The sequence below is a fragment of the Streptomyces caelestis genome (genome assembly GCF_014205255.1).
Lineage (GTDB): Bacteria > Actinomycetota > Actinomycetes > Streptomycetales > Streptomycetaceae > Streptomyces > Streptomyces caelestis.
This window is the reverse complement of the sequence record NZ_JACHNE010000001.1, coordinates 3,172,389-3,198,278: the sequence shown is the minus strand read 5'-3', so window position 1 is coordinate 3,198,278 and position 25,890 is coordinate 3,172,389. Positions and strand designations below refer to the sequence as shown.

At 70.0% G+C, this 25,890-nt stretch carries 23 protein-coding genes and 1 tRNA gene; 4 read left to right on the top strand and 20 right to left on the bottom strand.

Annotated elements, in window-relative coordinates; genetic code table 11:
* Window positions 1–47: 47 nt before the first annotated feature.
* The 4 genes from HDA41_RS14390 to HDA41_RS14375 form a co-directional block, all read right to left on the bottom strand.
* Window positions 48–120: transfer RNA gene (locus HDA41_RS14390), tRNA-His, on the bottom strand.
* A 116-nt stretch (window positions 121–236) separates the two neighbouring features.
* The gene (gene orn, locus HDA41_RS14385; RefSeq protein WP_184984063.1) at window positions 237–839 is read right to left on the bottom strand and encodes an oligoribonuclease; all 603 of its coding nucleotides are present in this window, start codon (window positions 837–839) and stop codon (window positions 237–239) included.
* A gap of 159 nt (window positions 840–998) precedes the next feature.
* Window positions 999–2,282 (bottom strand): helix-turn-helix domain-containing protein, encoded by a 1,284-nt coding sequence (locus HDA41_RS14380; protein WP_184984061.1) that lies wholly within the window; start codon window positions 2,280–2,282, stop codon window positions 999–1,001.
* A gap of 377 nt (window positions 2,283–2,659) precedes the next feature.
* A complete protein-coding gene (locus HDA41_RS14375; protein WP_184984059.1) occupies window positions 2,660–2,992 on the bottom strand; it encodes a hypothetical protein in 333 nt (110 codons plus the stop codon).
* Window positions 2,993–3,298: 306 nt separating this feature from the next.
* Between HDA41_RS14375 and HDA41_RS14370 the strand changes: the two genes are divergently transcribed.
* Together HDA41_RS14370 and HDA41_RS14365 are read left to right on the top strand one after the other, a co-directional pair.
* Entirely contained in the window at window positions 3,299–3,826 is a 528-nt protein-coding gene (locus HDA41_RS14370; RefSeq protein WP_184984057.1) for a universal stress protein, read from the top strand.
* Between the two features lie 123 nt (window positions 3,827–3,949).
* Window positions 3,950–4,510, top strand: coding sequence for a GPR1/FUN34/YaaH family transporter (locus tag HDA41_RS14365; RefSeq protein WP_184984055.1), 561 nt, complete (start codon window positions 3,950–3,952; stop codon window positions 4,508–4,510).
* 171 nt (window positions 4,511–4,681) lie between these two features.
* On the opposite strand, the gene glmS is transcribed toward HDA41_RS14365, so the two are convergent.
* Both glmS and HDA41_RS14355 read right to left on the bottom strand, forming a co-directional pair.
* Window positions 4,682–6,499, bottom strand: coding sequence for a glutamine--fructose-6-phosphate transaminase (isomerizing) (glmS, locus tag HDA41_RS14360; protein WP_184984053.1), 1,818 nt, complete (start codon window positions 6,497–6,499; stop codon window positions 4,682–4,684).
* Between the two features lie 12 nt (window positions 6,500–6,511).
* Window positions 6,512–6,769 (bottom strand): hypothetical protein, encoded by a 258-nt coding sequence (locus HDA41_RS14355; protein WP_184984051.1) that lies wholly within the window; start codon window positions 6,767–6,769, stop codon window positions 6,512–6,514.
* A gap of 186 nt (window positions 6,770–6,955) precedes the next feature.
* Here HDA41_RS14355 and HDA41_RS14350 point away from each other — a divergent pair, with 186 nt between their 5' ends.
* A complete protein-coding gene (locus HDA41_RS14350; RefSeq protein WP_184993388.1) occupies window positions 6,956–8,515 on the top strand; it encodes a purple acid phosphatase family protein in 1,560 nt (519 codons plus the stop codon).
* Between the two features lie 13 nt (window positions 8,516–8,528).
* Here HDA41_RS14350 and HDA41_RS14345 read toward each other — a convergent pair whose 3' ends face one another.
* From HDA41_RS14345 to HDA41_RS14295, 12 genes are all read right to left on the bottom strand, one after another.
* Window positions 8,529–9,413 (bottom strand): DUF4429 domain-containing protein, encoded by an 885-nt coding sequence (locus HDA41_RS14345; protein ID WP_184984049.1) that lies wholly within the window; start codon window positions 9,411–9,413, stop codon window positions 8,529–8,531.
* Between the two features lie 131 nt (window positions 9,414–9,544).
* Window positions 9,545–11,317, bottom strand: coding sequence for an IucA/IucC family protein (locus HDA41_RS14340; protein ID WP_184984047.1), 1,773 nt, complete (start codon window positions 11,315–11,317; stop codon window positions 9,545–9,547).
* Window positions 11,314–11,877 carry a GNAT family N-acetyltransferase gene (locus HDA41_RS14335; protein WP_184984045.1) on the bottom strand — a complete coding sequence of 188 codons (564 nt, stop codon included), beginning with the start codon at window positions 11,875–11,877 and terminating at the stop codon, window positions 11,314–11,316. Before HDA41_RS14335 ends, HDA41_RS14340 begins: the two co-directional genes overlap by 4 nt.
* Window positions 11,874–13,151, bottom strand: a complete 1,278-nt coding sequence (locus HDA41_RS14330; protein ID WP_184984043.1) for a lysine N(6)-hydroxylase/L-ornithine N(5)-oxygenase family protein — start codon at window positions 13,149–13,151, stop codon at window positions 11,874–11,876. Before HDA41_RS14330 ends, HDA41_RS14335 begins: the two co-directional genes overlap by 4 nt.
* Window positions 13,135–14,577 carry a lysine decarboxylase DesA gene (gene desA, locus HDA41_RS14325; RefSeq protein ID WP_184984042.1) on the bottom strand — a complete coding sequence of 481 codons (1,443 nt, stop codon included), beginning with the start codon at window positions 14,575–14,577 and terminating at the stop codon, window positions 13,135–13,137. The genes HDA41_RS14330 and desA overlap by 17 nt, the downstream gene beginning before the upstream one ends.
* A 216-nt stretch (window positions 14,578–14,793) precedes the next feature.
* Entirely contained in the window at window positions 14,794–15,648 is an 855-nt protein-coding gene (locus HDA41_RS14320) for a siderophore-interacting protein (protein ID WP_184984041.1), read from the bottom strand.
* 147 nt (window positions 15,649–15,795) lie between these two features.
* Window positions 15,796–16,839 carry an ABC transporter substrate-binding protein gene (locus tag HDA41_RS14315; protein WP_184984040.1) on the bottom strand — a complete coding sequence of 348 codons (1,044 nt, stop codon included), beginning with the start codon at window positions 16,837–16,839 and terminating at the stop codon, window positions 15,796–15,798.
* Window positions 16,840–17,200: 361 nt separating this feature from the next.
* Complete coding sequence (locus HDA41_RS41225) at window positions 17,201–17,329, bottom strand: hypothetical protein (protein WP_260423332.1); 129 nt, start codon at window positions 17,327–17,329, stop codon at window positions 17,201–17,203.
* A gap of 120 nt (window positions 17,330–17,449) precedes the next feature.
* Window positions 17,450–18,610, bottom strand: a complete 1,161-nt coding sequence (locus tag HDA41_RS14310) for an acyl-CoA dehydrogenase family protein (protein ID WP_184984039.1) — start codon at window positions 18,608–18,610, stop codon at window positions 17,450–17,452.
* A gap of 5 nt (window positions 18,611–18,615) precedes the next feature.
* Window positions 18,616–19,566: a hydroxymethylglutaryl-CoA lyase gene (locus HDA41_RS14305; protein ID WP_184984038.1), complete on the bottom strand. Its 951-nt coding sequence runs from the start codon at window positions 19,564–19,566 to the stop codon at window positions 18,616–18,618.
* Entirely contained in the window at window positions 19,563–21,479 is a 1,917-nt protein-coding gene (locus HDA41_RS14300) for an ATP-binding protein (RefSeq protein ID WP_184984036.1), read from the bottom strand. The genes HDA41_RS14305 and HDA41_RS14300 overlap by 4 nt, the downstream gene beginning before the upstream one ends.
* Window positions 21,480–21,493: 14 nt before the next feature.
* Window positions 21,494–23,110: a carboxyl transferase domain-containing protein gene (locus HDA41_RS14295; RefSeq protein WP_184984034.1), complete on the bottom strand. Its 1,617-nt coding sequence runs from the start codon at window positions 23,108–23,110 to the stop codon at window positions 21,494–21,496.
* An 86-nt stretch (window positions 23,111–23,196) separates the two neighbouring features.
* Here HDA41_RS14295 and HDA41_RS14290 point away from each other — a divergent pair, with 86 nt between their 5' ends.
* The gene (locus HDA41_RS14290; protein WP_184984032.1) at window positions 23,197–23,793 is read left to right on the top strand and encodes an SACE_7040 family transcriptional regulator; all 597 of its coding nucleotides are present in this window, start codon (window positions 23,197–23,199) and stop codon (window positions 23,791–23,793) included.
* Window positions 23,794–23,935: 142 nt separating this feature from the next.
* Here HDA41_RS14290 and HDA41_RS14285 read toward each other — a convergent pair whose 3' ends face one another.
* Together HDA41_RS14285 and HDA41_RS14280 are read right to left on the bottom strand one after the other, a co-directional pair.
* Window positions 23,936–24,961, bottom strand: coding sequence for an esterase-like activity of phytase family protein (locus HDA41_RS14285; RefSeq protein ID WP_184984030.1), 1,026 nt, complete (start codon window positions 24,959–24,961; stop codon window positions 23,936–23,938).
* Between the two features lie 53 nt (window positions 24,962–25,014).
* Window positions 25,015–25,866 (bottom strand): serine hydrolase, encoded by an 852-nt coding sequence (locus tag HDA41_RS14280; protein WP_184984028.1) that lies wholly within the window; start codon window positions 25,864–25,866, stop codon window positions 25,015–25,017.
* Window positions 25,867–25,890 lie beyond the last annotated feature (24 nt).

Genomic DNA, 25,890 nt, shown 5'->3' with positions numbered 1-25,890 from the left:
AGCATCAGCCGGTGGCTTCGACGCGAAGCCACCGGCTGATTACTCAGGGTGAGTGACGGGACTCGAACCCGCGGCATCCTGGACCACAACCAGGTGCTCTACCAGCTGAGCTACACCCACCATGACCGGCTTGGAGGTCAGTGACTTTCCCCGACCGGCCGAGAAAAAGTGTACAGGGTCCGAAGGGGTGCTCGCGCCCAGCTTTCGCGGCGCCCCTCCGCGAGCCCCCGGTACGGCTACTGAGCAGGCAGGACGTGCTTCGCGGCGATCTTCTTCGCGGTGTCCGAGTCGGGCCCGGGCTGCGGGACGAAGACGGCCTCGCGGTAGTAGCGCAGCTCCGCGATGGACTCGCGGATGTCGGCGAGCGCGCGGTGGTTGCCGTTCTTCTTCGGGCTGTTGAAGTACGCCCGCGGATACCAGCGGCGGGCCAGCTCCTTGATCGACGACACGTCGACGATCCGGTAGTGCAGGTAGTCCTCCAGCGTCGGCATGTCACGCAGCAGGAAGCCGCGGTCCGTGCCGACGGAGTTGCCGCACAGCGGGGCCTTGCCCGGCTCCTTGACGAACTCCCTGACGTACGTCAGGACCTGCTCCTCGGCGTCCTTCAGCGTCGTGCCGTCCGCCAGCTCGGCGAGCAGCCCGGACGCGGTGTGCATCTGACGCACCACCTCCGGCATCGTCTCCAGCGCCCGGTCCGGCGGCCGGATGACGATGTCCACGCCCTCGCCGAGCACGTTCAGCTCGGAGTCGGTGACGAGGGCGGCCACCTCGATGAGCGCGTCGTCCGACAGCGAGAGGCCGGTCATCTCGCAGTCGATCCACACCATGCGATCGTTCATGTGTCTCACCTTACGGGGAGCCGCTCCGGGCTGAGCCGACCGTGCGGTGACCTCGTGGCCAAAGGCGCTCCCGCCTCGTGATCAAGGGCGTACTCGCTCCGATACGGCGCCGGGCCCGCGCGGAGATCTCCTCCGCGCGGGCCCGGTCACCGGCTCACCTCACGTCGCGCTGCGCTGCCCCGGCAGACTCGCCCGGCTCGGCACGTACGCCTCCCGCCCGTTGTCGGACGCGCTCGACGCGGACAGGGCCGGGGACGATCCGACCGCGCTCGCCGCCGCCGTACGGCGGGACTGGAGCGGGACGGGGTGCTCCGGGTGCAGCGAGCCGGGCGGCTGGACCTGCTGGCCGGGATGCCCGCCGTGGCCCGGCATGCCGGACCCCGGTCCGCCCTGGGCGGCCTCGGTGTCCTGCGGCCGCTCGCCCTGGGGGCGACGGGCGCGGTACGCCGCCCGGTATGCGGCCGGCGACGAGCCCAACTGGCGGCGGAAGTGCCCGCGCAGGGCGACCGGCGACCGGAAGCCGCAGCGCCCCGCCACCTCGTCCACCGAGTAGTCCGACGTCTCCAGCAGGCGCTGCGCCTGGAGCACCCGCTGCGTGATCAGCCACTGCAGCGGGGCACTCCCGGTCAGGGAGCGGAAGCGGCGGTCGAACGTACGACGGCTCATGTACGCGCGTGCCGCCAGCGTCTCCACGTCGAACTGTTCGTGGAGGTGCTCCAGCGCCCAGGCGACGACCTCGGCGAGCGGGTCGGCGCCGATCTCCTCCGGTAAAGACCTGTCGAGATAGCGCTCCTGGCCGCCGCTTCGGCGCGGGGGCACGACGAGGCGCCGGGCCAGGGCCCCCGCGGCCTCGTTGCCGTGGTCCGTGCGCACGATGTGCAGGCACAGGTCGATGCCTGCCGCGGTGCCCGCCGACGTCAGCACGTCGCCGTCGTCGACGAACAGCTCACGCGGGTCCACGTGCACCGACGGATAGCGTTTCGCCAGCGTCGGCGCGTACATCCAGTGTGTCGTCGCGGGGCGGCCGTCCAGCAGGCCTGCCGCCGCGAGGACGAAGGCGCCGGTGCACAGCCCGACGATGCGGGCGCCCTCCTCGTGGGCGCGACGCAGCGCGTCGAGCGCCTCCTCCGGTGGCGGAGAAGTGATCGAACGCCAGGCCGGTACGACGACCGTGCCCGCGCGCGAGATCGCTTCCAGGCCATGCGGTGCGGTGAGTTCGAGTCCCCCTGTGGTCCGTAGCGGACCGTCCTCGCCGCCGCACACCAGCAGTCGGTAGCGCGGTACGCCGGCGTCCTGGCGGTCAACCCCGAACACCGACAACGGTATGGAACTCTCGAAGATGGGGCCGCCGCTGAACAGCAGCACCGCGACGATCTCCTTGCGGCGTCGCCCGGAAAGCTTCCGGGCCGCGGCTTCCGGCGCGGCAGTGGAGTCGTGGCTCATCCTGCTAAGCCCCCCTCGGTGGTCGCGGCTCCTCGGTTGTGTCGCTCCTGCACGTTTCCCCTCGGTCCTGCACGAGTCCCCCGCCGTAGACAGTCAAGATCGAATCTACTGTGTCCCGTTGCGCCGCGGTGGCCGGTTCGGCACTCGGCACATTGTCGACTTGGCAACTTGGCGTGAAGCATTCGATCACGAAGCGTTGCACTCGTGGAGCGTGCGGGGAAGTGCGCCTTGTCGCGGTGGCCAATCCGCGTAGGGTGCGCGACACCCCTGAGGCCCTTTCCGTGCAGGTGGAACGGGGGTTGGAGGGTGGTCAGGGAGGGTGATACACGGGTGCGAGAAGTTGGCTGAAAAGCAGCGGGCGCGTGCGCGGAAACCGGTCAGGCGACCGGTGTATCCCCGCCAGTGTGCCGTCCGCCGCGGTGGGACCCCGTCCCGGTGCGGTGGTGCCGGCCCCGGTGGGGTGCCCGGTCCTCGGCCGCCAGCCGGGCCGCGCCGCGCTCGGACTGTCGCAGCAGGACCCGGCAGGCGCCCGTGACGGCCGCGAGTCCGAGGGCCGTGCCGACGGCACCGGCCAGGGAGGCGCCGTAGCCGAGCAGCACGACCGGGACGAGCAGGCAGCTGAACGCCGCCCAGCGGACCACGTCCGTCGCGGAGTCCCGCGGCGGCGGGGTCGCGCGGTCCGCCTCGGAGGCGGGGCGAGGTCCGGGCATGCGTGCTCCCTGTGGCGTGATTCACGGAGTTCAACGCGTGGCCGGTGAGCAGGTCACTGTGTGACCGGGCCGCCCTCCACGCGTAAGTGAATCCCGTGCAAACCGCCTGTACAGCGCAGCAACCATTGCGTTACGGGCGTCGCCTCGTGCATGCTCCCTGGAACCCGCACGCACGGCGGGCGGGATCTGGGCTAAGGAGGCGTGCCGCCGTACCCTTGGGGGTATGGGGTTGGGAAGACCATTCCCGGACACAGCTCCGCCGCACATGTTGTCCCACCCATAAAGGATCACAACGCCGAGACAGCCATGGCCGGTCACGAATTCTTCGAACCCGCGGACCGCAAGCGGCCCGTCGCCGATCCCACGGCGGCCGAGCCCCTGGCGGCGGAAGAGCCACGCAACTCCTGCGATCCCGCCTTCAAGCACGGGGTCGTCGTCGGCTTCGACGGCTCCACGTCCAGTGAGCGCGCCCTGGCGTACGCGATCGGCATGGCCCATCGCTCCAGGTCGGGCCTGATCATCGTCCACGTCGCCAACCGGCTGCCGACCACCGTGTGGGCCGGCTGTGAGCCGCCCGTGTTCGTGGACGTGCCGGACCACCGGACCGAGGTGCTCGGTCTTGAGCTGGCCTGTGCGGACTACCTCGCCGAGGTGCCCTGGATCCTCGTCGAGCGCGGCGGCGACATCTGCCACGAACTCGAGGAGGTCGGCCGGGAGTACGAGGCCGACGCGATCGTCGTCGGGTCGACCCACGGCCTCGTGGGGCGGATCTTCGGCTCCGTCGCCGGACGGCTCGCCAAGCGGGCGAAGCGGCCGGTCATCGTCATTCCCTGAGCGCCAACTCCCTTGCTCCCCTTGTGCAACGCGCGAATCTACTCGCGCGTAGAGGTGTTTGTGCCCTTGTGAAGGGCATATACGGAGCACCGCACAACTGCACATGCGCGAAGGGAGCCCGCCGTGGACAAAGACGTCTCCGCGGGAAGCGGAATCACCACCGTGGCCGGTCGACTCGCCCTGGGAGTCACCCTGTTGGCCTTCGGGCTGGGGCATACCGCCGTGATCGACGGAGTGTCGGCTGCTGACGCCGTGTCAATCGCCCGGTATGTGGGGGGCATCGCGCTTTTCGTCGCCGGGTTGCTGGCCTTCCGCGGCGGGGACTCCGTCGGTGGGACGGCGTTCTCGGTGCTCGGGGCGCTGTGGTTCACGTGGGCCGTGTCGACGGGTGCCTCCGGCCATGAGGCCGGGTTCTTCCTGCTGTTGTTCGCCCTCGTGGTGCTGTCTCTGACGCTCGCGGGTGGGGAGCGGTTCGGTCAGGTGGTCCACGGGCTGTTCTTCGTCGCCCTGTTGCTCATGGCGATCGCCGAGTTCGCCGGTAACGACGGGCTCGCCAAGGTGGGCGGGTGGTTCGCCGTGGCCGCGGGGGCTGTCGCCTGGTACGCGGCCACCGCGGCGCTCGCGCAGTGGCCCACGGCGCTTCCACGACGCGCTGCCGGCCGGGGAGTGACGGCTACCGGTTAGCTGCGCAGGCCGGGGAGTTGGGCGGCTTCCCGGTGCTGAAAACGGACCCCCTGTGCTTTGGGCAGCACGTGGGGGTCCGTCTCTTTTTTGCGCCTAAACCGGCGCCGCTCTCGCGGACGTGGTTGCTCGCCGCGGGGGTTCCTCAATTTTCGCTTCGGTGGTCAGAGCTTCCTACTCAACCGTCACTGACTTGGCCAGGTTCCTCGGCTTGTCGATGTCCCGGCCCAGGGCAAGTGCCGTGTGGTACGCCAGGAGCTGGAGGGGGATGCCCATCAGGATGGGGTCGAGTTCGTCCTCGTTCTTGGGGACGACGATGGTTTCGTCGGCCTTCTCCTGGTGCTGGTGGGCCACCGCGAGGATCTTGCCGCTGCGGGCCTTGATCTCCTCCATGGCGGCGCGGTTCTTCTCCAGGAGGTCGTCGTCGGGGACGATCGCGACCGTGGGGAGAGCGGGCTCGATCAGGGCCAGGGGGCCGTGCTTGAGCTCGGAGGCGGGGTAGGCCTCGGCGTGGATGTAGGAGACCTCCTTGAGCTTCAGGGAGGCCTCGCGGGCCACCGGGTAACCCCGCACCCGGCCGATGAAGAGCATCGAGCGGGCCTCGGCGAACTGGAGGGCCAGCTTCTTGACGTCCTCCTCGTGCTCCATGATCTCGGCGATCTGGGCGGGCAGCTTGCGCAGGCCCTCGATGATCCGCTTGCCGTCGCGGACCGAGAGGTCGCGGGTGCGGCCCAGGTGGAGGGCGAGGAGCGCGAAGGCGACCGTGGTGTTCGTGAAGCACTTCGTGGAGACCACGCAGACCTCCGGGCCCGCGTGGACGTAGATGCCGCCGTCGGCCTCGCGGGCGATCGCGGAGCCGACCACGTTCACCACGCCCAGGACCCGTGCGCCCTTGCGCTTCAGCTCCTGCACGGCGGCGAGGACGTCGTAGGTCTCGCCGGACTGGGAGACGGCGATGTAGAGGGTGTCGGGGTCGACGACCGCGTTGCGGTAGCGGAACTCCGAGGCCGGCTCGGCGTCGGCGGGGATGCGGGCCAGCTCCTCGATCATCTGGGCGCCGATCATGCCCGCGTGGTACGAGGTGCCGCAGCCGAGGATCTTCACGCGGCGGATCCGGCGGGCCTCGCGCGCGTCGAGGTTGAGGCCGCCCAGGTGCACGGTGGAGAAGCGGTCGTCGATGCGGCCGCGCAGCACGCGGTCCACGGCGTCGGCCTGCTCGTGGATCTCCTTGTGCATGTAGGTGTCGTGGCCGCCCATGTCGTAGGAGGCCGCTTCCCACTCCACGGTGGTGGGCTCGGCGGTGGTGCGGGTGCCCTCCGTCGTGTACGTGCGGAAGTCGTCCGCCTTCAGGGTGGCCATCTCGCCGTCGTCCAGCGTGACTATCTGGCGGGTGTGGGCGACCAGCGCGGCGATGTCCGAGGCGACGAACATCTCCTTCTCGCCGATGCCGAGGACGACCGGGGAGCCGTTGCGGGCGACGACGATCCGGTCGGGGAAGTCGGCGTGCAGCACGGCGATGCCGTAGGTGCCCTCGATGAGCCGGAGGGTCTCGCGGACCTTGTCCTCCAGCTTGGTGGCCTGCGAGCGGGCGATGAGGTGGACGAGGACCTCGGTGTCGGTCTCGGAGAGGAACTCGACGCCGTCCGCCTCCAGCTTGCGGCGCAGGTCGGAGGCGTTGTCGATGATGCCGTTGTGGACGACCGCGACCTTGCCCTCGGCGTCCAGGTGCGGGTGGGCGTTGACGTCGGACGGGGCGCCGTGGGTGGCCCAGCGGGTGTGGGCGATGCCGGTCGTGCCCTTGAAGCGGGCCGGGACCTTGGCCTCCAGATCGCGGACGCGGCCCTTGGCCTTGACCATTTTCAGGCCGGAGGCCTTCGGGGACGTGATGACGACGCCCGCGGAGTCGTAGCCGCGGTACTCCAGGCGCTGGAGGCCCTCCAGGAGGAGGGGGGCGACGTCACGCTTCCCGATGTAACCGACGATTCCGCACATGAATACGTATTCCTAGCCGTAGACGATGCGCCGCAGCTGCCGGAGCGAGAGGTCCGGCGGCGCCACCGCGCGATATTTGAGATCCGCCTCGATCCGCTCGAAGATCGCCGCGTTCACCAGGCCCTGGGCCTGGAGCTCGCGGTGGCGGCGACGGACGTACTCCTCGGTCGTCTCGTCGAAGTAGGCGAGCACGTCCTGGATCACGCGCAGCGCCTCGCCCCGGTTGAGGGGAGTGGACCGCGTCAGATGATCAACGAGTTCGTCGTGCACCCGGTAGATCCTGGGGCACCGGCGACGCTTTGGCAAGAATTCTGCCCGGTTTCGGGCACGTAGCCGTGGGGTTTCTTTGGGGGAACGTTGAACCCGTCATGAGCGCTTGTTCGTGCGGCGTCCACCGGGCGGCCGGGGTCTCGTTGCCCGAGGCGTCGATTTTTGGACGCCATGGACATTCCTCGTATGGGCATACCCGAGCGGCTCGCCGAACGCATGAGCATGGCCGAGCAGCACGAGTACCTGCGCGCCCGGTTCTCCCGGCGCACGATGATCAGAGGCGGCGCCGTCACGCTCGGCGCCGTCGCGGGTGGCGCGTTCGTACCGGGCGCCACCGCCCAGGCCGCCGTTCCGAGCGGGCGGACCGCCGTCGAGACCGTCGACGGCGCCCATGTGGCCCCCTTCGGCCGGCACCTCGCCTACGGCACCGACCCGCGCACGGAGATGACCGTCTCCTGGCAGGTCCCGGTCGCCGTCAAGAAGCCGTTCATCCGGGTCGGCGCCCACCCCTGGGACCTCTCCCGGAAGATCGACGCCGAGGTCCGAACCCTCTTCACGCCCGCCGGTGTCGGCGCGAGCGGCAACCACACCCAGTACTACGTCCACGCCAAGCTGACCCACCTGCGCCCGGGCCGGACGTACTACTACGGCGTCGGCCACCAGGGCTTCGACCCGGCCGAACCCCACCTGCTGGGCACCCTCGGCACCTTCACCACCGCCCCCGCGCACAAGACGCCCTTCACCTTCACGGCCTTCGGTGACGAGGGCGTCAGCTACCACGCGCTCGCCAACAACAGCCTGCTGCTCGGCCAGAACCCGGCCTTCCACCTGCACGCCGGTGACATCGCGTACGGCGACCCGACCGGCCAGGGCAGGAGTGACGACACCGGCTTCGACTCGCGCGTGTGGGACCAGTTCCTCGCCCAGACCGAGTCGGTCGCCAAGTCCGTGCCGTGGATGCCCGCCTACGGCAACCACGACATGGAGGCCTGGTACTCGCCCAACGGCTACGGCGGCGAGGAGGCCCGCTGGACCCTCCCGGACAACGGCCCCGACAAGGAGAACCTGCCGGGCGTCTACTCCTTCGTCCACGGCAACACGGCGGTCATCTCTCTCGACGCCAACGACGTCTCCTTCGAGATCCCGGCCAACCTGGGCATCTCCGGCGGCACCCAGACCAAGTGGCTGGAGGCCCGGCTGAAGAAGTACCGGGCCGCGCACGACATCGACTTCATCGTCGTCTTCTTCCACCACTGCGCCTACTGCACCTCCACCTCTCACGCCTCCGAGGGCGGGGTCCGGCAGGAGTGGGTGCCGCTGTTCGAGAAGTACACCGTGGACCTCGTCATCAACGGCCACAACCACCAGTACGAGCGCACCGACGTCATCAAGGACGGCAAGGTCACCAAGAAGCTCCCGATCGGCGGCACGGCCTACCCGGAGACCGACGGCGTGGTGTACGTGACGGCGGGTGCGGCGGGCCGCAGCCTCTACGCGTTCAGCGCCCCACTGTCGTACGAGGGCAACGAGCACGACGTGGACTCCGTGTCCTCGTTCGTCAACGTCAAGGGCGGCAAGCAGAACGAGACCGTCACCTGGTCCCGGGTGCGCTACCTCGACTACTCCTTCCTGCGCGTGGACGTCACCCCCGCGCCGAAGGGACGCCTGGCCACGCTCACGGTGCGCGGCATCGCCGAGACCGGTGACCAGGTGGACCACTTCACGGTGGCGCGCCGGGCGAAGTAGCGTCCCGAGGGTGCTACATCCGCTTGAGGATCGCCTGCTTGGCCAGCGCGAACTCGTCGTCCGTCAGCACGCCCGTGCGGTGCAGCTCACCGAGCTCGCGCAGGCGGCGCAGCAGGGCGTCGTGATCGTCCTCGGCGGAGGCGACCGGAGGAGAAGGCAGTTCCGGTCGCGCGTCCACCACGTCACCGGCGGCGGCCCGGGCCGGGTGCGGAAGCCTGGCCTGGACCGCCGCCGCGACCAGCGCCATCAGCGGGTCCTTCTTGAAGCCCCACAGCTCCACGGCGTTGGGGTCGTACTTGGGCGGGGCCTTGGTCGGCGCGTTCCGCACGGTGAAGCGGAGGTAGCCGTTCTCCAGGCCGGCCGCAGGCTGCCACTCCACGCCCGTGATGTCGGTGAGCGCGAGCGTGCGGGCACCGGCGGCGGCCTTGGCGTCCTCCGTCTTCCAGTTCCACTCCAGGCGTATGCGCTCGCCGTCGAAGCCGGCGGTGCCGTCTCCGGCGGAGACCGACAGCGGGACGGAGGGGCCCGGCAGCAGATACTCGTCGACCGGGTCGGCGGGGACCTGGTCGAGGAGCAGGGCGTTACGGACCTCGTCCGTGAAGTACTCGGCGACTCCGTAGCGGTCGGACTCCACGATCAGCTGGTACGGGTCGTGGGGCTCGGTGAGCCGGCCGCCCGTGGCGTGCAGCAGCGGGTCGGCGCCGTCGCGCAGGCGAAGCCTGAGCCGCCCCGTCTTCTTGCCCTGCTCGAAGGAGATCCCGGCCAACGCCCCTAACGGGACGAGCAGTTCACCAAGCTCCCTGCGCAGCACACTGACGTTCCTGTCCCGCCCGGGGGTCAGCCGCAGGGCGTCGCCGTCGAAGGCCCACGTGCCGTCCTTCTGGATGATTTCCGCCATGGGGTGGATTGTTCCATCAGGAACCGGCGCGGTCCCGCCGGTGAGCGGAGCCGCACATGGACAGGGCCCGCGCCCCTGAAACGACGGGCACCCCGGAGGACCGTACTCCGGGGTGCCCGTCCGCCCTGGGGTCAGAACTCCGCGATCGGGTTCTTCAGGCTGCCGGCCAGCTGGAGGGCACCGGACGGGTCCGACAGGTCCACCATCTGCTCGTTGTTGCGCAGTTGGAGACGGTTGAGGCAGGACAGCGCGAACTCCGGGGCGAACATGTCGTACTGCTGGAACTTGTCGGCGAGTGACGGCATCGACTCCTGGTAGGCGCGGGTGACCTCCGCGACCGTGTGCCAGAAGTCGTCCTCCTCCAGGATGCCCTCGGAGGCGAGGTTCGCCGCGAGGAAGCGGAAGAAGCAGTCGAAGACGTCCGTGAAGACCGACAGGAGTTTCTTGTCCTCCGGAACCTCCACGCGCAGCCGCTCCACCGTCGGCGGCAGTACCGCGTCCGGGTCCATGACGGCGATCTCCTCGGCGATGTCCTTGTAGATCGCGCGCTGCACGACCCCGTCCTTCAGCACGAGGATGACGTTCTCCCCGTGCGGCATGAAGACCAGGTCGTAGGCGTAGAAGCTGTGGAGGAGGGGGGTGAAGTACGCGCGGAGGTAGTGGCGCAGCCACTCCTTCGGGGCGAGGCCCGACCGCTCGATCAGCGCGCCCGCGACGGACGCCCCCTGGTGGTCGACATGGACCAGGGACGCCATGGTGGCCAGGGACTCGCCGTCCCTCAGGGACGGCACCGGGCTCTCCCGCCACAGAGCGGCGAGCATCTTGCGGTACGGCGAGTAGCGGTCCGTCGCCTGCTCGTACTCCAGGTGCCGGTAGCCGACGGCCGCCCGCTCCCGGATGATCGACAGGCCCGTGGACCTCAGCACCGGGTCGTTCTCGATCAGCTGAGTCAGCCAGTCGTTGATGGCCGGCGTGGCCTCCATGTACGCGGCCGACAGCCCGCGCATGAAGCCCATGTTGATGACGGACAGGGCCGTCTTCACGTAGTGCTTCTCGGGGCTGGACTTGTTGAAGAACGTCCGGATGGACTGCTGGGCGAGGTACTCGTCGTCGCCCTCGCCCAGGCACACGAGGTACCCCCGGGCGACCTCGGCGGCGAAGGTGACCGTGAGCTTGTTCCACCACTGCCAGGGGTGGACCGGGATGAGGAGGTAGTCGGCCGGGTCCAGGTCCTGGTCGCGCAGGACGCCGTGGAAACGCTCGACGGTCTCCGCGCCCAGCTCCTCGCGCAGGAACGACTCGTACTCGATGCCGACACCGGCCGTGAACGCGGCCCGCGAGCGGTGGGCCGCGAGCCAGACGAGCCGGACCGGGCTCGCCGTCTCCGGCGCGTACGACAGGTACTCGTGGATGCCGAAGCCGAGCCGGCCGTTGTTGGCCACGAAGCAGGGGTGGCCTTCGGTCATCGAGGTCTCGATGGTCTGGAAGTCGCCGCGCGCGAGCTCGGCGGCCGTGGTCTCCGGCTTGGTGAGCTTGTAGCAGGTGCCCGAGAGGGTGGAGGAGATCTCCTCCAGGTAGACGGGCAGGATGTCGTCGCTCAGGCCCAGGGACTTCTGCAACTCGATGAAGAAGTCCAGGGCCGCGAGCGGGAGTTCGCCGCCGTCCCGGTGACGGGTGATCGAGTCGGCGTCGACCTGCCAGTGGTCGAGGGCGCGGAGCGTGGCCGTGAAGGTGTACCGGGTCAGGCCGTCGTCGCTGCGGACGACGTACGCGCCGTCACCGGTGGCCTCCGGCGTGATGAGCCGCTCGTGCGCGAACTCGGCGAGCGCCTTGCGGATCAGGAGGCGGTTGGCCCGCGCCCAGCGGTGGGGGGACAGATGCGCTACGGCGTCGGACAGGGTCATACGGCTACTCCTCGGGCGGCCGGGCTGTGCCTTTTGAGGAAGCGTTCGCGCGTGCAGAAACTCAGCAGCGCGCGCTTCTCCGGCTTGTCGATCTCACGGACGGGCACGAAGCCGACGGCCTCGTTCAGCGCGTGCACGGCCTTGTTGCTCACGTCGGGTTCGACGACGACCCGCCGGGTGCGCGGGTCGGCGAACAGCTCGTCCATCACGGCGGTGATGACGGCCCGGGTGAAGCCGTGGATCGGCCGGTCGGTCGGCGCGACCAGGAAGTGCATGCCGACGTCGCCGGGCTCCGGGTCGTACAGGCCGACCAGTTCGACGTACCGCGGGTCGTACTTCTCCATCAGGAACGCGGGCCTGCCGTCGTGCAGGCCGATGTACGCGTGGTGGTGCTCGTGCGCCGCGATGCGCATGTACTCGCGCTCGACGTCCGGGAGTTTCGCGTCCTGCATCATCCAGTAGGCCGCCTTGGGGTGGGTGACCCAGGAGTGCAGCAGCTCGGCGTCCTTCAGGGGGTCGAGCGGGCGGATGGTGAACGTACCGATGCCGGTGGTGCTCATACGGAGAACTCCTGGAACGCGATCGTCTTCTCGACCGGGTAGTACTCGGTGCCGAGCAGCTCGCGGATGATGTACGCGTTCCGGTACGGGCCCATGCCCAGGTCGGGGCTGGTGATGCTGTGGGTGTGGACGCCGGCGTTCTGGAGGAAGACGCCCCGGCCGGTGACGTCGATGGCGTAGTTGCGGGCGACGTCGAAGTTGCCCCGGGAGTCGTAGACCAGGCGGTCCCGCACGGGCCCCAGGAACTCCGGCTCCGCGTACCGGTAGCCCGTGGCCAGGACCAGCCCCTCGGAGGTCAGCTCGAAGTCCTTCTCCTGCTCCTCCTGGCGGAAGCCGAGCGTGTAGGTGCCGTTCTCGTACGTCGCGCTGGTCAGCGAGGAGTTGGTGAGCAGCCGCGTGGGCACGGGACCGCCGAGGTTCTTCTGGTAGAGCAGGTCGAAGATCTCGTTGATCAGGTCTCCGTCGATGCCCTTGAACAGGCCCTTCTGCTCGGCCGTGAGGCGGTAGCGGGTGGCCTCGGGCAGCTCGCGGAAGTAGTCGACGTACTCCGGCGACGTCATCTCCAGCGTGAGCTTGGTGTACTCCAGCGGGAAGAAGCGAGGGGAGCGGGTGACCCAGTTCAGCCGGTAGCCGTGGACGTCGATCTCGCTGAGCAGGTCGTAGTAGATCTCGGCGGCCGACTGGCCCGAGCCGACGAGCGTGATCGAGTCCTTCTTCTGCAGCTCCGCCTTGTGGCTCAGGTAGCGGGAGTTGTGGATGAAGTCGCCGCCCAGGTTCTCGCAGGCCTGGGGGATGTGGGGCGGGGTGCCGGTGCCGAGGACGAGGTGACGGGCGCGGAAGACCTCTCCGGCCTCGGTGTGCACGAGGTAGACGTCGTCCTCGTACCGGACTTCCGTCACCGTCGTGCCGAAGCGGATGCTGCTCAGTCTGTTCGCGGCCCAGCGGCAGTAGTCGTCGTACTCCACGCGCAGCGGGTAGAAGTTCTCGCGGATGTAGAACGAGTACAGCCGGCCCTTCTCCTTCAGGTAGTTCAGGAAGGAGTACGGGGACGTCGGGTCGGCGAGGGTGACCAGGTCCGACATGAACGGCGTCTGGAGGTGGGCGCCGTCGAGGAACATGCCCGCGTGCCACTCGAAGTCGGGCTTCGACTCCAGGAAGACGCCGTCGAGTTCGTCGATCGGCTCCGTGAGGCAGGCCAGGCCGAGATTGAAGGGGCCGAGCCCGATGCCCACGAAGTCGTAGGTCTTGGTCGGGTTTTCAGGACGCGCGGTCAAGGGACTCTCCCAGGTACTGCTCGGCGTGGCCGGCGATCAGATCGAGGACGGCGGCGATGTCGGACGCCTGCGTCTCGGGGTTGAGCAGAGTGAACTTCAGGTAGTGACGGGCGCCGACCTTGGTGCCCGCGACGATGGCGTCGCCGGAGGCGAACAGGGCCTTGCGGGCGTAGAGGTTGGCGCGGTCGATCTCGGCGGGGTCGGTGACGGCCGCCGGGATGTAGCGGAAGACGAGGGTGGACAGGCTCGGCTCCACGACGACGTCGAAGCGCGGGTCGGCGGCGAGCAGCTTCCAGCCCTCCCGGGCCAGCTCGCACACCTCGTCGAAGAGCTGCCCGATGCCGTCGGCGCCCATGGTCCTCAGCGTCATCCACAGCTTGAGGGCGTCGAAGCGGCGGGTCGTCTGGAGGGACTTGTCCACCTGGTTGGGGATACGTTCCTCCACCATGCGGCGCGGGTTCAGGTACTCGGCGTGGTAGGTGGCGTGCCGGAGCGTGGCCGCGTCGCGGACCAGCACGGCGGACGAACTCACCGGCTGGAAGAAGGACTTGTGGTAGTCCACGGTGACGGAGTCGGCGCGCTCGATGCCGTTCAGCCGGTCCCGGTGCTTCAGGGAGGCGAGCAAGCCGCAGCCGTAGGCGGCGTCGACGTGCATCCAGGTGCCGAACTGCTCGCACAGCTCGGCGATCTCGGGCAGCGGGTCGATGGAGCCGAAGTCGGTGGTGCCGGCGGTGGCGACGACGGCCATGGGGACGAGGCCGTCCTGCTTGCAGCGCTCCAGCTCGCGGGCGAGGGCGACGGTCTGCATGCGCTTGTCGTGGTCGACGGGTATGGAGACCACGGCGTCCTGGCCGAGCCCGAGCAGTTTCGCGGACTTCTTCACGCTGAAGTGGCTGACCTCGGAGGAGAAGATCCGCAGTTTCGCCAGGGTGTCGGTCTTGGCCTCCTCGCGGGCGAGCAGCAGCGCCTGGAGGTTGGACTGGGTGCCGCCGGAGGTGAACACGCCGTCGGCGGCGGGGCCGAGGCCGATGCGCTCGTTCGTCCAGTCGATCAGTTTGCGCTCGATGAGGGTGCCGCCGGCCGACTGGTCCCAGGTGTCCAGGGAGGAGTTCACGGCGGACAGGACGGCCTCGCCGAGCACGGCGGGGATGACGACCGGGCAGTTGAGGTGGGCCAGGTAGCGGGGGTGGTGGAAGTAGATCGCGTCCCGGAGGTAGACGTCCTCCAGTTCGTCGAGCACCGCGGCGGTGTCGTGCAGCGGCTTGTCGAGGTCGATCGCGTCGATGGCGGGAGCGAGGGCGTCGACGGTGACGCCGGTGAACGGCCGTTCGGTGGTGGCGATTTTGGCGGCCACCCGCTCGACTCCGTCGGTCACGGAGCGGCGGTACTGCTCCGCGGTGGTGTCGTTGAGCAGGTGCGAGCGCATGTGGGGGTCCTCCGGTGGGGACAGTCCGGTGCGGGACAGGGGCGGGCTGAACCGGGTTCAACTTAGGTAAGGCTAGCCTAAGTTGTTTGCACGGAAAACCGTGGCCCTGTCGTGACTGTGGTCACTCCGGTCACGTGGTACGGGGGGGGGGGGGGGGGGGGGGGGGGGGGGGGGGGGGGAGGGCTGGGGTGGCTGCAGGGCTTGTGGGCTGCGGCGTTACCCCTCTGCCCGCAACTGTTCCTCGCTCACGCCGCGGCGCCAGTAGCCGACGAACGTGACCCGGCGGCGGTCGATGCCGCGCTCGCGCACGAAGTGCCGGCGCAGCTGCTTCACGCAGCCGGACTCGCCGGCGATCCAGACGTACGGCCGCTCGGCGGGGGGCAGTCGGGCGTCGCGGAGGGCGTCCAGGGCGCTGGAGGAGTCCTCCTCGCCCCGCTCTTCTTTGACGAGCCAGGTGATCTCGGCGTCCGCCTCGGTCGGCAGGTCCTGGATGTCCCCGGCGTGCGGCACCTCCAGCCAGACCCGGGCACGGGTGCCGGCCGGCAACGACTCGACGATGGCCGAGGCGGCCGGTACGGCGGTCTCGTCGCCCCAGACGACCACGAGGTCGGTGTCCTCGGGCGGCCGGAAGCGGATCGCCCGGTTGTCGGCGACGGCCGGGCCGAGCAGCAGGACCCGGTCTCCGGCGGCGGCCCCGGCGGCCCAGCGGGAGGCGGGGCCGGCCTGAACGGAGGCGCCCGGCTCGATGCCGTGCAGGGCGAAGTCGATGTCGATCTCGTCCGGGTCGCGGCGCAGCGCCCGCAGGGTGTACGACCGCATCACGGCCCGTACGTCGTCCGGCAGTTCACGCCAGCCCTGCCACCACCCGTCCCCGAGCTCCAGCGGAACGACCGGCTCGGGCTGCCCGGGGTGGGGCAGGAACAGCGACAGCGACTGGTCACGCCCGTCGGAGTGGAAGGCGTGCAGATCGGGCCCGCCGAAGGTGACACGGACCAGGGATGGACCGAGTCGCCTCGTCCGCACGACCTGGAGCGAGAAGAAACGGAACGGGGCGGCTACGGCGGTGGTCATGGGAACTCCTGAGTCATGGTCAGGGGGTGAGGCGAAGCGACTCGGGGGCGCGGGGCTGTGTCGATCTGCGGCTCCGCCGCCTGGGCACGCCCAGTCACATACGGACCCGCAGCCGCAGACCACGGCAAGCCCCCGGACACTGAACGCCTAGCTGACCTTCTTCGCGGTCTCGATGGCCTTCGCCAGGTTCTCCACCAGCGGCACGCACTTGTCGTACGACAGAATCGGCTCGGCCGACCGCGAGATGACCTGCCCCGCCTTCACCGCGGGCAGCTTCTTCCACGTCGCCTCGGTGATGTTCGCCGGCTGGATCGCCGAGGACCGGTCGTCCATCATGATGATGTCGGCCGCGTACTTGTCGACGTTCTCCCAGCTGAGGCTCTCGAACCAGCCGCCGCCCTCGGCCTTGGCCTTCTCCGGCGGCTCGACGAAGTTCACGCCGAGGGCCTTGAAGTACTCCAGGTCGACGGAGAGGTTGGTGCCGGAGACGTAGAAGAGCTCCTGGCTCGCGGAACCGGCCATCACCTTGATGTCGGGGTGTGCCTTGGCGGCCTTGCGCAGCCGCGCGGAGGCCTCCTCGAACCGCCTCTTGGCGTCGGTGACCTTCGCGGCCTTCATGTCGCCGCCGAGGGACTCGGCCAGCTCCCACATGCGCTGGAGCGGGGCGGTGAGCTGACGGTCGTAGACGGAGATGCCGACGCTCGGGGCGAGCTTGGCGATCTTGTCCTTGGAGGCCTCGGGGACGTACCAGAGGGTGCCCGCGGAGTCGAACATGGTGCTGATCAGCACGTCGGGGGCGAGGGTGGCGTACTTCTCGACGTTGAACTGGTCCCAGCTGTTGCCGAGGATGGTCACCTTGCTGATGTCCATGTCGCCGGCCTGGACGTCGGGCTTGCCGTCCTGCGTCTTGGTGGGGCCGAAGACGCCCTTGACGGAGACGCCGTAGTCGTACAGGGCGGCGGCGACGCCGGTGAAGGCGACGATGCTCGCGGGGACCTTGTCGAGCTGTACGTTCTTGCCGCGGTCGTCCTTGAAGGACCACGGGCCGGACTTGGCGGACGCCTTCGAGTCCGAGCCGCCGTCCGTCGAGTCCTCACTGCCACACGCGGTCACGAGGGCACCGAGTCCGAGAGCGCCGCCGGCGGCGAGGATGCCGCGGCGGGAGAAGCGGGCGGTTGTGGCGTTCGACATCGCTGGGTCTGCTTTCGTACGTTCGGAGCCACTGCGGGCACGGCTGACAGCCAGTTGGCTGGATTCAGGCTTAGGTTAGCCTAACCTCAGATCGTGTCCAGAGGGGCCCTGGTGCCTGTGCCCGAGGAGGGGGCGTGGATGCCCGCCCGGGCAGTGATCCGAATCACGAGAACGTACGCCGAGCTTCTCGGCAGCGAGTCCGCCTGCGACGTGAGGCGACGCGCCGCCGCCCGGACCAGGTCGGTGCGGGCCACCCGGAGTGCGAAGCCCTCGCCTCGGTCCGTCACGGGCTTCGCGTACCAGGGCAGGCCGCGGCGCCGCCACTTGGCGGGCGCGACGTTCGCGGGAAGCGGCGGTAGGTCTAACGCCCAGAGACCGAGCCGTAGTTGCCCTGCTCCGTGCCGTTGTCCCGCTCGCCCAGCACGAGTTCGGTGGTTAATTCCTCGGTCGCGACCCGGTGCAGGTAGCCGTACCCGGTCAGGTGCAGCACGGTGCCGCGCAGCTGGGCGCGGGTGACGCGGCGGAGCAGATGTGTGCAAGGAGTGACTTCCCCCCCTTGGAGAGGGCCGGCGGCCACGCCGTCGTCGGCGACGGCCGTCGGCCCGGGGCCTCAGCTCACCAGGCCCAACTCCCGTGCGATCAGCATGCGCTGGACCTCGCTCGTGCCCTCGCCGATTTCGAGGATCTTGGAGTCTCGCCACATGCGGGCGACCGGGTACTCGTTCATGAAGCCGTAGCCGCCGTGGATCTGGGTGGCTTCACGGGCGTTGTCCACGGCGATGGTGGAGGAATAGAGCTTGGCCAGGGCCGCTTCCTTCTTGAAGGGGTCGCCGGACACCAGGCGGGCCGCCGCGTCGCGCCAGGCGAGGCGTGCCGTGTGGGCCTTCATCTCCATGTCGGCGATCTTGAACTGGATGGCCTGGTTCGCGGCGATCGGCTTGCCGAAGGCGTGGCGTTCCTTGGCGTACTTGACGGATTCGTCGACGCAGCCCTGCGCCAGTCCCGTCGCCAGCGCCGCGATGGCGATGCGGCCCTCGTCGAGGATGCGCAGGAACTGCGCGTAGCCGCGGCCCTCCTCGCCCAGCAGGTTCGCCGCCGGGACCCGGACATCCGAGAAGGACAACTCGCGGGTGTCCGAGGCGTTCCAGCCGACCTTCGAGTAAGGGGCCGCGATCGTGAAACCCGGCGTGCCGGAGGGGACGATGATCGAGGAGATCAGGGGCTTGCCGTCCGCGGTGCGGCCGGTGACCGCCGTGACCGTCACCAGGCCCGTGATGTCCGTGCCCGAGTTGGTGATGAAGCACTTCGTGCCGTTGATCACCCACTCGTTCGTCGACGTGTCCAGGCGGGCCGTCGTGCGGGTCGCGCCCGCGTCGCTGCCGCCGTCCGGCTCCGTCAGGCCGAACGCGCCCAGGAGTTCGCCGGAGCAGAGGCGGGGGAGCCATTCCCGCTTCTGGGCCTCCGTGCCGTAGCGGTAGACGGGCATCGCGCCGAGCGAGACGCCGGCTTCCAGGGTGATGGCGACCGAGGAGTCGACCCGCGCCAGTTCCTCCAAGGCCACGCCCAGGGCCAGGTAGTCGCCGCCCATGCCGCCGTACTCCTCGGGGAACGGCAGCCCGAACAGGCCCATGCGGCCCATCTCCCGGACGATCTCGTACGGGAACTCGTGCCGCTCGTAGAGGTCGCCGATCTTCGGCGCCACGACCTCGTGCGCGAACTCCTCGACCGTGCGGCGGAGTTCCTCCAACTCGGGGGAGAGGCGGTAGTCCATGGTGATCACTGCTCCTCGGTGTCCTCGTGGGACAGGGCTCGGACGGTGCGGGACGGGCTGGGCCGGCCCAGGTGGGTGGCCATCCACGCGCTCGTGGCGACGAGGCGGCCGAGGTCGATTCCGGTGTCGATGCCGAGGCCCCGCAGCATCCAGACGAGGTCTTCGGTGGCCAGGTTGCCGGTCGCCGACTTCGCGTACGGGCAGCCGCCCAGGCCGCCCGCGGAGGCGTCGACGGTCGTCACGCCCTGCTGGAGGGCCGCGAGCGTGTTGGCGAGGGCCTGGCCGTACGTGTCGTGGAAGTGGACGCCGAGGGCGGTGGGCGGGACACCTGCCTCGTCCAGGGCGGCGAGGAGCGCGGCCACATGGCCCGGGGTCGCCACGCCGATCGTGTCGCCCAGGCTCAGTTCGTCGCAGCCCATGTCCAGCAGCGCCCGGCACACCCTCACCACCTGGGGGACCGGGACCGCGCCCTCCCACGGGTCGCCGAAACACATGGAGAGGTAGCCGCGGACATGGACCGACTCGGCCTTCGCCCGGCTCACCACCGGCTCGAACATCGCCAGCGCCTCGTCCACCGTGCGGTTGAGGTTGGCCTTGGCGAAGGACTCCGTGGCGCTGGCGAAGACCGCCACCCGCCGGGCGCCCAGGGCCAGGGCGCGGTCCAGGCCGCGTTCGTTCGGGACCAGGACCGGGAGCGCGACGGGCAGGTCGGAGACCATCGGGAACAGTTGTTCCGCGTCCGCCAGCTGGGGGACCCACCTGGGGTGGACGAAGCTCGTCGCCTCGATCGTCGTCAGGCCCGCTTCGGCCAGGCGGCGGACGAACTCCGCCTTGATCTCCGTGGGGACCGTCGCCTTCTCGTTCTGCAGGCCGTCGCGTGCTCCGACCTCGTGGATACGGACGCGGGCGGGGAGGTCCCTGGCCGGGACCGCCATCGGGAGTCCTGGGACTGTCATTCCGCCGCCTCCCCGTGCGGTGCGATGACCGCCAGTACCTGGTCCATGGCGACCGTGGTGCCGGGCGTCACGTCCAGCTCGGTGACCTTGCCGGCGTGCGGGGCGGAGATGACGTGCTCCATCTTCATCGCCTCCACCACCAGCAGGCTCTGGCCCGCCGTCACCTCGTCGCCGACGGCGACCTTCACCACCGTCACCGTGCCCGGCATGGGCGCGGTCAGCGAGTCGGCGCCCGCGTGGGCCGCGCGGGTGAGGGACGCGGCCACCGGGTCGTGGTCGCGTACGTGCCAGGCGTCCCCGTCGCGGCCGAGCCAGTCGGCGGCGCGGTGGAAGGTGTGGCGGACGCCGTCCAGCGTCACCGTCACCTGATCCTCGGTCACCGTGCCGGTTGCGCGTGGGGTGTACTCCACCGGGTCCTGCACCCGCAGGTGGAAGGCGGGCGGTTTCCGCTCCCCGCCGAGCCGCCAGCCGCTGGGGACCGAGAAGGGGTCCGTCCAGCCGCCCGGCTCGGGCCGCAGGGCTTCCAGGCGTACGGCCGCCGCCGCCTCGTACACCTCCTCGGGTACGTCCGTGGAGACCAGGCCCTCCACCTCCCGTTCGACCAGGCCGGTGTCCAGGTCACCGGCGGCCACCGCCGGGTGGGCGAGGAGACGGCGCAGGAAGCCGGCGTTCGTCTGCACGCCCAGCGTGACCGTCTCCGCCAGGGCCGAGCGGAGTTTGCGCAGGGCGGTCGCGCGGTCGGGGGCGTACGCGATGACCTTCGAGAGCATCGGGTCGTAGAGGCTGCCGACCTCCGTGCCCTCCGTGAGGCCCGAGTCGGTGCGGATGCCGTCGCCCTGGGGTTCGCGGAGCTTCAGGACCGTGCCGCCGGAGGGGAGGAAGCCGCGCGCCGGGTCCTCGGCGCAGACGCGGGCCTCCACCGCGTGACCCGTCAGCCGTACGTCCTCCTGGTTGAAGGGCAGAGGCTCGCCGGCCGCCACCCGCAGCTGCCACTCGACCAGGTCCAGGCCCGTGACGAGTTCCGTGACCGGGTGTTCCACCTGGAGGCGGGTGTTCATCTCCATGAAGTAGTACGACGACGGGTCGCCGCCGGGGACGATGAACTCGACCGTGCCCGCGCCCCGGTAGCCGCAGGAGCGGGCCGCCTGGACCGCCGCCTCGCCCATCGCCGACCGCGTCCGTTCGTCGAGGAGCACGCTCGGCGCCTCCTCGATGATCTTCTGGTGGCGGCGCTGGAGGGAGCACTCGCGCTCCCCGAGGTGGACGACGTTCCCATGGCCGTCGGCCAGGATCTGGATCTCGATGTGGCGGGGCTGGTCGATCCAGCGCTCGACCAGGAGCGTGTCGTCGCCGAAGGAGGCGCGGGCCTCACGGCGGGCCGCGGCGATCTCGTCCTCCAGCCGGGTCAGGTCCCGCACCAGGCGCATGCCCTTGCCGCCGCCGCCCGCGCTCGGCTTCAGCAGCACGGGCGCGCCCAGCTCGCGGGCCGCGTCGGCCAGTTCGGGGTCGCGTCCACCCGGTACGACCGGTACGCCGGCGGCGTGGACCGTCTCCTTGGCGCGGATCTTGTCGCCCATGAGGGAGATCGCATCTGCCGGAGGGCCGATGAAGACCAGGCCGGCCTCGGCGCAGGCGCGCGCGAAGGCGGCGTTCTCGGCGAGGAAGCCGTAGCCGGGGTGGACGGCTTGCGTGCCCGCGCGGGCCGCGGCCTGAAGCAGGCGCTCGACCGACAGGTAGCTCTCGGACGCCGGGGCCGGGCCGAGCCGTACCGCCGTGTCCGCCTCGCGGACGTGCCGGGCGTCGGCGTCCGCGTCGGAGAAGACGGCCACCGAGCGCACGCCCATCGACCGCAGCGTACGGATGACGCGTACGGCGATCTCGCCCCGGTTGGCCACCAGCACTGTCTCGAACATCGTCGTCCGTCCCCTCACATCCGGAAGACGCCGAACTGGGGGTCACCCAGGGGCGCGTTGGCGCACGCGGTCAGGGCCAGGCCCAGGACCTGACGGGTGTCCAGCGGGTCGATCACACCGTCGTCCCAGAGGCGGGCCGTCGCGTAGTAGGCGTTGCCCTGGTGCTCGTACTGGGCGCGGATCGGGGCCTTGAAGGCCTCCTCGTCCTCGGCCGGCCAGGACTCGCCGCGCGCCTCCAGCTGGTCGCGCCTGACCGTCGCGAGGACCGAGGCGGCCTGTTCGCCGCCCATGACGGAGATCTTGGCGTTCGGCCACATCCACAGGAAGCGGGGGGAGTACGCCCTGCCGCACATGGAGTAGTTGCCCGCGCCGTACGAGCCGCCCACCACGACCGTCAGCTTCGGTACGCGCGTGCAGGCCACGGCCGTGACCATCTTGGCGCCGTGCTTGGCGATACCGCCCGCCTCGTAGTCCTTGCCGACCATGAACCCGGAGATGTTCTGCAGGAACACCAGCGGGATGCCGCGCTGGTCGCACAGCTCGATGAAGTGGGCGCCCTTCTGGGCGGACTCGGAGAACAGGATGCCGTTGTTGGCGACGATGCCCACCGGGTGGCCGTGGATCCGGGCGAAGCCGGTGACCAGGGTCTGGCCGAACTCGGACTTGAACTCGGCGAAGCGGGAGCCGTCGACGACCCGGGCGATGATCTCGCGCACGTCGTACGGGGTGCGGGAGTCGACCGGGACCGCGCCGTAGAGGCCGTGCGGGTCGACCTTGGGTTCCGTCGCCTGGGTGACCTCCCAGGGGAGGGGGCCTCGGGTGGGGAGGGTGGAGACGATCGTGCGGACGATGCGGAGCGCGTGTGCGTCGTTCTCCGCGAGGTGGTCCGTGACGCCCGAGATGCGGGAGTGGACCTCGCCGCCGCCGAGCTCCTCCGCCGTGACGACCTCGCCGGTGGCCGCCTTCACCAGGGGTGGTCCGCCGAGGAAGATCGTGCCCTGGTCGCGGACGATCACCGCCTCGTCGCTCATCGCCGGGACGTACGCCCCGCCGGCCGTGCAGGAGCCGAGGACGGCGGCGATCTGGGGGATGCCGGCGCCGGACATACGGGCCTGGTTGTAGAAGATCCGGCCGAAGTGGTCGCGGTCCGGGAAGACCTCGTCCTGCATGGGGAGGAAGGCACCGCCGGAGTCCACGAGGTAGACGCAGGGGAGGCGGTTGTCGAGGGCGACCTCCTGGGCGCGGAGGTGCTTTTTGACCGTCATCGGGTAATACGTGCCGCCCTTGACCGTGGCGTCATTGGCGATGATCACCGCTTCGCGGCCGCTGACCCGGCCGATGCCGGCGATGACACCGGCGGCCGGGGCCTGGCCCTCGTACATCCCTTCGGCCGCGAGCGGGGCCAGCTCCAGGAAGGGCGAGCCCGGGTCGAGGAGGGTGTCGACGCGGTCGCGGGGGAGCAGCTTGCCGCGCGCGGTGTGGCGGGCGCGGGCCTTCTCGCCGCCGCCCTGTGCGGCTGCGGCCAGCTTGGTGCGCAGCTCCTCCACGAGGGTGCGGTGCGCCTCCTCGTTGGCCCGAAAGGCCTCCGAGGCGGGGTCTGCCGCGCTCGTGAGCTCCGGTGCCTCGTGCATCCTGCGGTCCCCTCACCTTGTTAATGAGCGTTAACGCATTTCCTCCAGGTTAACGACCGCTAACCTCCCTGTCTAGAATTGATTTCATGGCCACGAGAACCGACGCCCCCACCCGACGCGAGCAGATCCTCAAGGAGGCCGCGCGGCTGTTCGCCGAGCGGGGCTTCCACGGGGTCGGAGTCGACGAGATAGGCGCCGCTGTCGGGATCAGCGGGCCCGGGCTGTACCGGCACTTCGCGGGCAAGGACGCGATGCTCGCGGAGCTGCTGGTGGGGATCAGCGGGCAGTTGCTGACCGGGGCGAAGCGGCGGGTGGCGGAGGCGGACGGGGGTGCGGGGGCGGAGGCGGTCCTCGACTCGCTGATCGAGGGGCACATCGACTTCGCGCTCGACGACCGGCCTCTGATCACCCTGCACGATCGGGAGCTGGATCGCCTCCGGGACAGCGACCGGAAGATGGTGCGGCAGCTGCAGCGGCAGTACGTGGAGCTGTGGGTGGGGGTGGTGCGGGAGGTCTATCCGGGGCTCGGTGAGCCTGCGGCTCGGTCGGCTGTGCACTCGGTGTTCGGGTTGCTGAACTCGACGCCGCATCTGGGGAGGGCCGGGTCTTTGCCCGGGCGGGCGGCTACGGCGGAGTTGCTGCATCGGATGGCTCGGGGGGCGTTTGCGGCGGCGGAGGTTTAGCGGGGGGTTTCCCCACCCCGCCTGCCCGGGGCGGTCGGGCAAGAGGCCGGCCTCGCCTCGGGGCTCCGCCCCGGACCCCGGCGGGGGCTTCGCCCCCTGCGCCCCGGACGGGAGCCCCCTGCACCCCCGATGGGGGTGGGATCTAGGTGGTTGTTCTCACCCGAAGGGCGTAGAAGCGGGTCGTCTGAGTCTTGTTCTCGTTGTCGTCGCTGGCCAGGAGGACCCTGAGGGTGTTCTTCGTGCGGCCCGTGATCGTCATGGCCTCGATGTTGTCGAGGAGCGGGTTCGGCTGGGGTTGTTTGGCCGTCGCGCCGAGGGAGGGGCAGGTCACGAGGTCGGTGAGGAGGGTCTTCTTGATCAGACGGGCCTCCGGGCGGGCCGGCAGGGTGTCGATGCCGCTCGTGTCCGTCGCCCCGCGCGGGTCGGCCAGGTAGAGGCGGACCGTGTTGCCCACGCCGGAGGTGAAGCCGCGTTCCAGGACCAGGAGGCGGCCGTCGGGGGTCGCCTGGACCTCGGGGACGCCCAGGCCGGGGTCCGTGCGGTAGGCGTACTGGGCGCCGAGGGTGAAGTGGCCGTGCGGCGTCCTGCGCCAGGTCTGGAAGCGGACGATCGTCGAGTCGTCGCCGGAGAGGGCGTACTCCATGGAGGCCAGCAGGGTGCGGCCGCCGGGGAGCAGGGTCAGGCCCTCGAAGGTGCCGTTGGGCCGGGCGCGGCCCGCGGGGCTCACGCGCAGGGCGTCCGGGACCGGGAGGCGGTCGAGGACCCTGCCGGTGCGGGAGTAGCGGCGTACAGAGGGTTCCGTCTCGGAGGTGACCATGCGCGTGCCGTCGCGGTCGACGGCCAGGCCCTCGGAGTCGAGCGCGGTGCCGTTCTCGTCGGTGAGCGGCACCACGGACCGGGGCTTCAGCGTCCTCGCGTCCAGGCGGAAGAGCGAGGAGCGGTCGGAGAGGGCGGCCAGTGAGCCGTCCCGGTCCATGGCCAGCGCGGAGAAGTTGCCGACGTAGGTGTTCTCGTACGTCGTCTTGTCGAGCGCGTCGGAGTAGCCGTCGATGGAGACGGCCGGCGAGCAGTCGTGTCGGGTGTGCGCCTGGGCAGGACCCGCGGCGGTCAGGCAGGTGGCCGCCGTCAGGGCTGCGGTGAGGAGGGCGAGAGGAGTTCTGAGGGGCATGGGCGCCACCGTAGGGCGGGCCGGTGACGCCGGGTAGGACGCGTGGTGAAGGGTCAGCTCGCGGCCAGGTCCTTGTGGATGACCTTGGCCACGGCCTGGATGGTCGCGATGCCGTAGTTCATGGTGCTGTTGCCGTGGGTGAGCACGGTGATCATGTAGTCGTGGCCGCCGCCCTTGAACGCGCCGGCACTGTGCACCCGCCAGCCGTTCGTGGCGCGTTGCAGCCAGCCGTTCTTCACGGCCACGGTGACGCCCGACGGCACTCCGTACGGCGTGCCCCAGCGCTGGGACGAGACGACCTGGCCCATCAGCTTCAGGACGTAGGCGCGGGAGTTGTCACTCAGGACCGCGTTCTTGGCGGTGAGGAGCTTCAGCAGCTTCTGCTCGTCGGTGACGGTGATCTGCGTCAGGCCCCAGTAGCCGTTCGCGCCGGGCTTGGTCTGGGTCATGCCGGCGGCGGCGAGGAAACCCTTGATCTTCGTCATGCCGAGCTGCTTCCACAGCGTGGAGGTCGCGGCGTTGTCCGACTTGGTGATCATGGCCTTGGCGAGGGTGTTCTCGCGGTCGGTGAGATACCGGTTCGTCTTCTTCGCGTCCCACAGCAGCGTGGCGAGGACCGTGACCTTGACGACACTGGCCGAGTCGTAGGCGGTGCCCGCGCGCAGGGTGCAGGTCGTGTTGGTGCTGCGGTCGTAGAGGCCGACGGCGACGGTGCCCTTGCGGGTCGCGAGCGCGGCGGTGATGTCCTGCTTCAGCTTGGCGGCGAGGCCGGCCTTGGCGGACGTACAGGTCACGGCAGGCGTGGCAGCGGAGGCGGGCGTGGCGGCGGCGACGAGCGGCACGAGCACGCCCGTACCCACGGCCGCCGCCAGCACTCTCGCGCGGCGGGATATCCCAGAAGTCATGCACCCCATGACTCATCGGGACGG

Bases quoted from the DNA above. Each gene is read 5' to 3' on its own strand.
- HDA41_RS14300 (WP_184984036.1), bottom strand. From the start codon at position 21,479: ATGTTCGAGACAGTGCTGGTGGCCAACCGGGGCGAGATCGCCGTACGC.
- HDA41_RS14380 (WP_184984061.1), bottom strand. From the start codon at position 2,282: ATGAGCCACGACTCCACTGCCGCGCCGGAAGCCGCGGCCCGGAAGCTT.
- HDA41_RS14295 (WP_184984034.1), bottom strand. From the start codon at position 23,110: ATGCACGAGGCACCGGAGCTCACGAGCGCGGCAGACCCCGCCTCGGAG.
- HDA41_RS14315 (WP_184984040.1), bottom strand. From the start codon at position 16,839: ATGTCGAACGCCACAACCGCCCGCTTCTCCCGCCGCGGCATCCTCGCC.
- HDA41_RS14280 (WP_184984028.1), bottom strand. From the start codon at position 25,866: ATGACTTCTGGGATATCCCGCCGCGCGAGAGTGCTGGCGGCGGCCGTG.
- HDA41_RS14335 (WP_184984045.1), bottom strand. From the start codon at position 11,877: ATGAGCACCACCGGCATCGGTACGTTCACCATCCGCCCGCTCGACCCC.
- glmS (WP_184984053.1), bottom strand. From the start codon at position 6,499: ATGTGCGGAATCGTCGGTTACATCGGGAAGCGTGACGTCGCCCCCCTC.
- HDA41_RS14340 (WP_184984047.1), bottom strand. From the start codon at position 11,317: ATGACCCTGTCCGACGCCGTAGCGCATCTGTCCCCCCACCGCTGGGCG.
- HDA41_RS14370 (WP_184984057.1), top strand. From the start codon at position 3,299: ATGGCCGGTCACGAATTCTTCGAACCCGCGGACCGCAAGCGGCCCGTC.
- HDA41_RS14310 (WP_184984039.1), bottom strand. From the start codon at position 18,610: ATGGACTACCGCCTCTCCCCCGAGTTGGAGGAACTCCGCCGCACGGTC.
- HDA41_RS14375 (WP_184984059.1), bottom strand. From the start codon at position 2,992: ATGCCCGGACCTCGCCCCGCCTCCGAGGCGGACCGCGCGACCCCGCCG.
- HDA41_RS14305 (WP_184984038.1), bottom strand. From the start codon at position 19,566: ATGACAGTCCCAGGACTCCCGATGGCGGTCCCGGCCAGGGACCTCCCC.
- desA (WP_184984042.1), bottom strand. From the start codon at position 14,577: ATGCGCTCGCACCTGCTCAACGACACCACCGCGGAGCAGTACCGCCGC.
- HDA41_RS14320 (WP_184984041.1), bottom strand. From the start codon at position 15,648: ATGACCACCGCCGTAGCCGCCCCGTTCCGTTTCTTCTCGCTCCAGGTC.
- HDA41_RS14345 (WP_184984049.1), bottom strand. From the start codon at position 9,413: ATGGCGGAAATCATCCAGAAGGACGGCACGTGGGCCTTCGACGGCGAC.
- HDA41_RS14290 (WP_184984032.1), top strand. From the start codon at position 23,197: ATGGCCACGAGAACCGACGCCCCCACCCGACGCGAGCAGATCCTCAAG.
- HDA41_RS14285 (WP_184984030.1), bottom strand. From the start codon at position 24,961: ATGCCCCTCAGAACTCCTCTCGCCCTCCTCACCGCAGCCCTGACGGCG.
- HDA41_RS14350 (WP_184993388.1), top strand. From the start codon at position 6,956: ATGGGCATACCCGAGCGGCTCGCCGAACGCATGAGCATGGCCGAGCAG.
- orn (WP_184984063.1), bottom strand. From the start codon at position 839: ATGAACGATCGCATGGTGTGGATCGACTGCGAGATGACCGGCCTCTCG.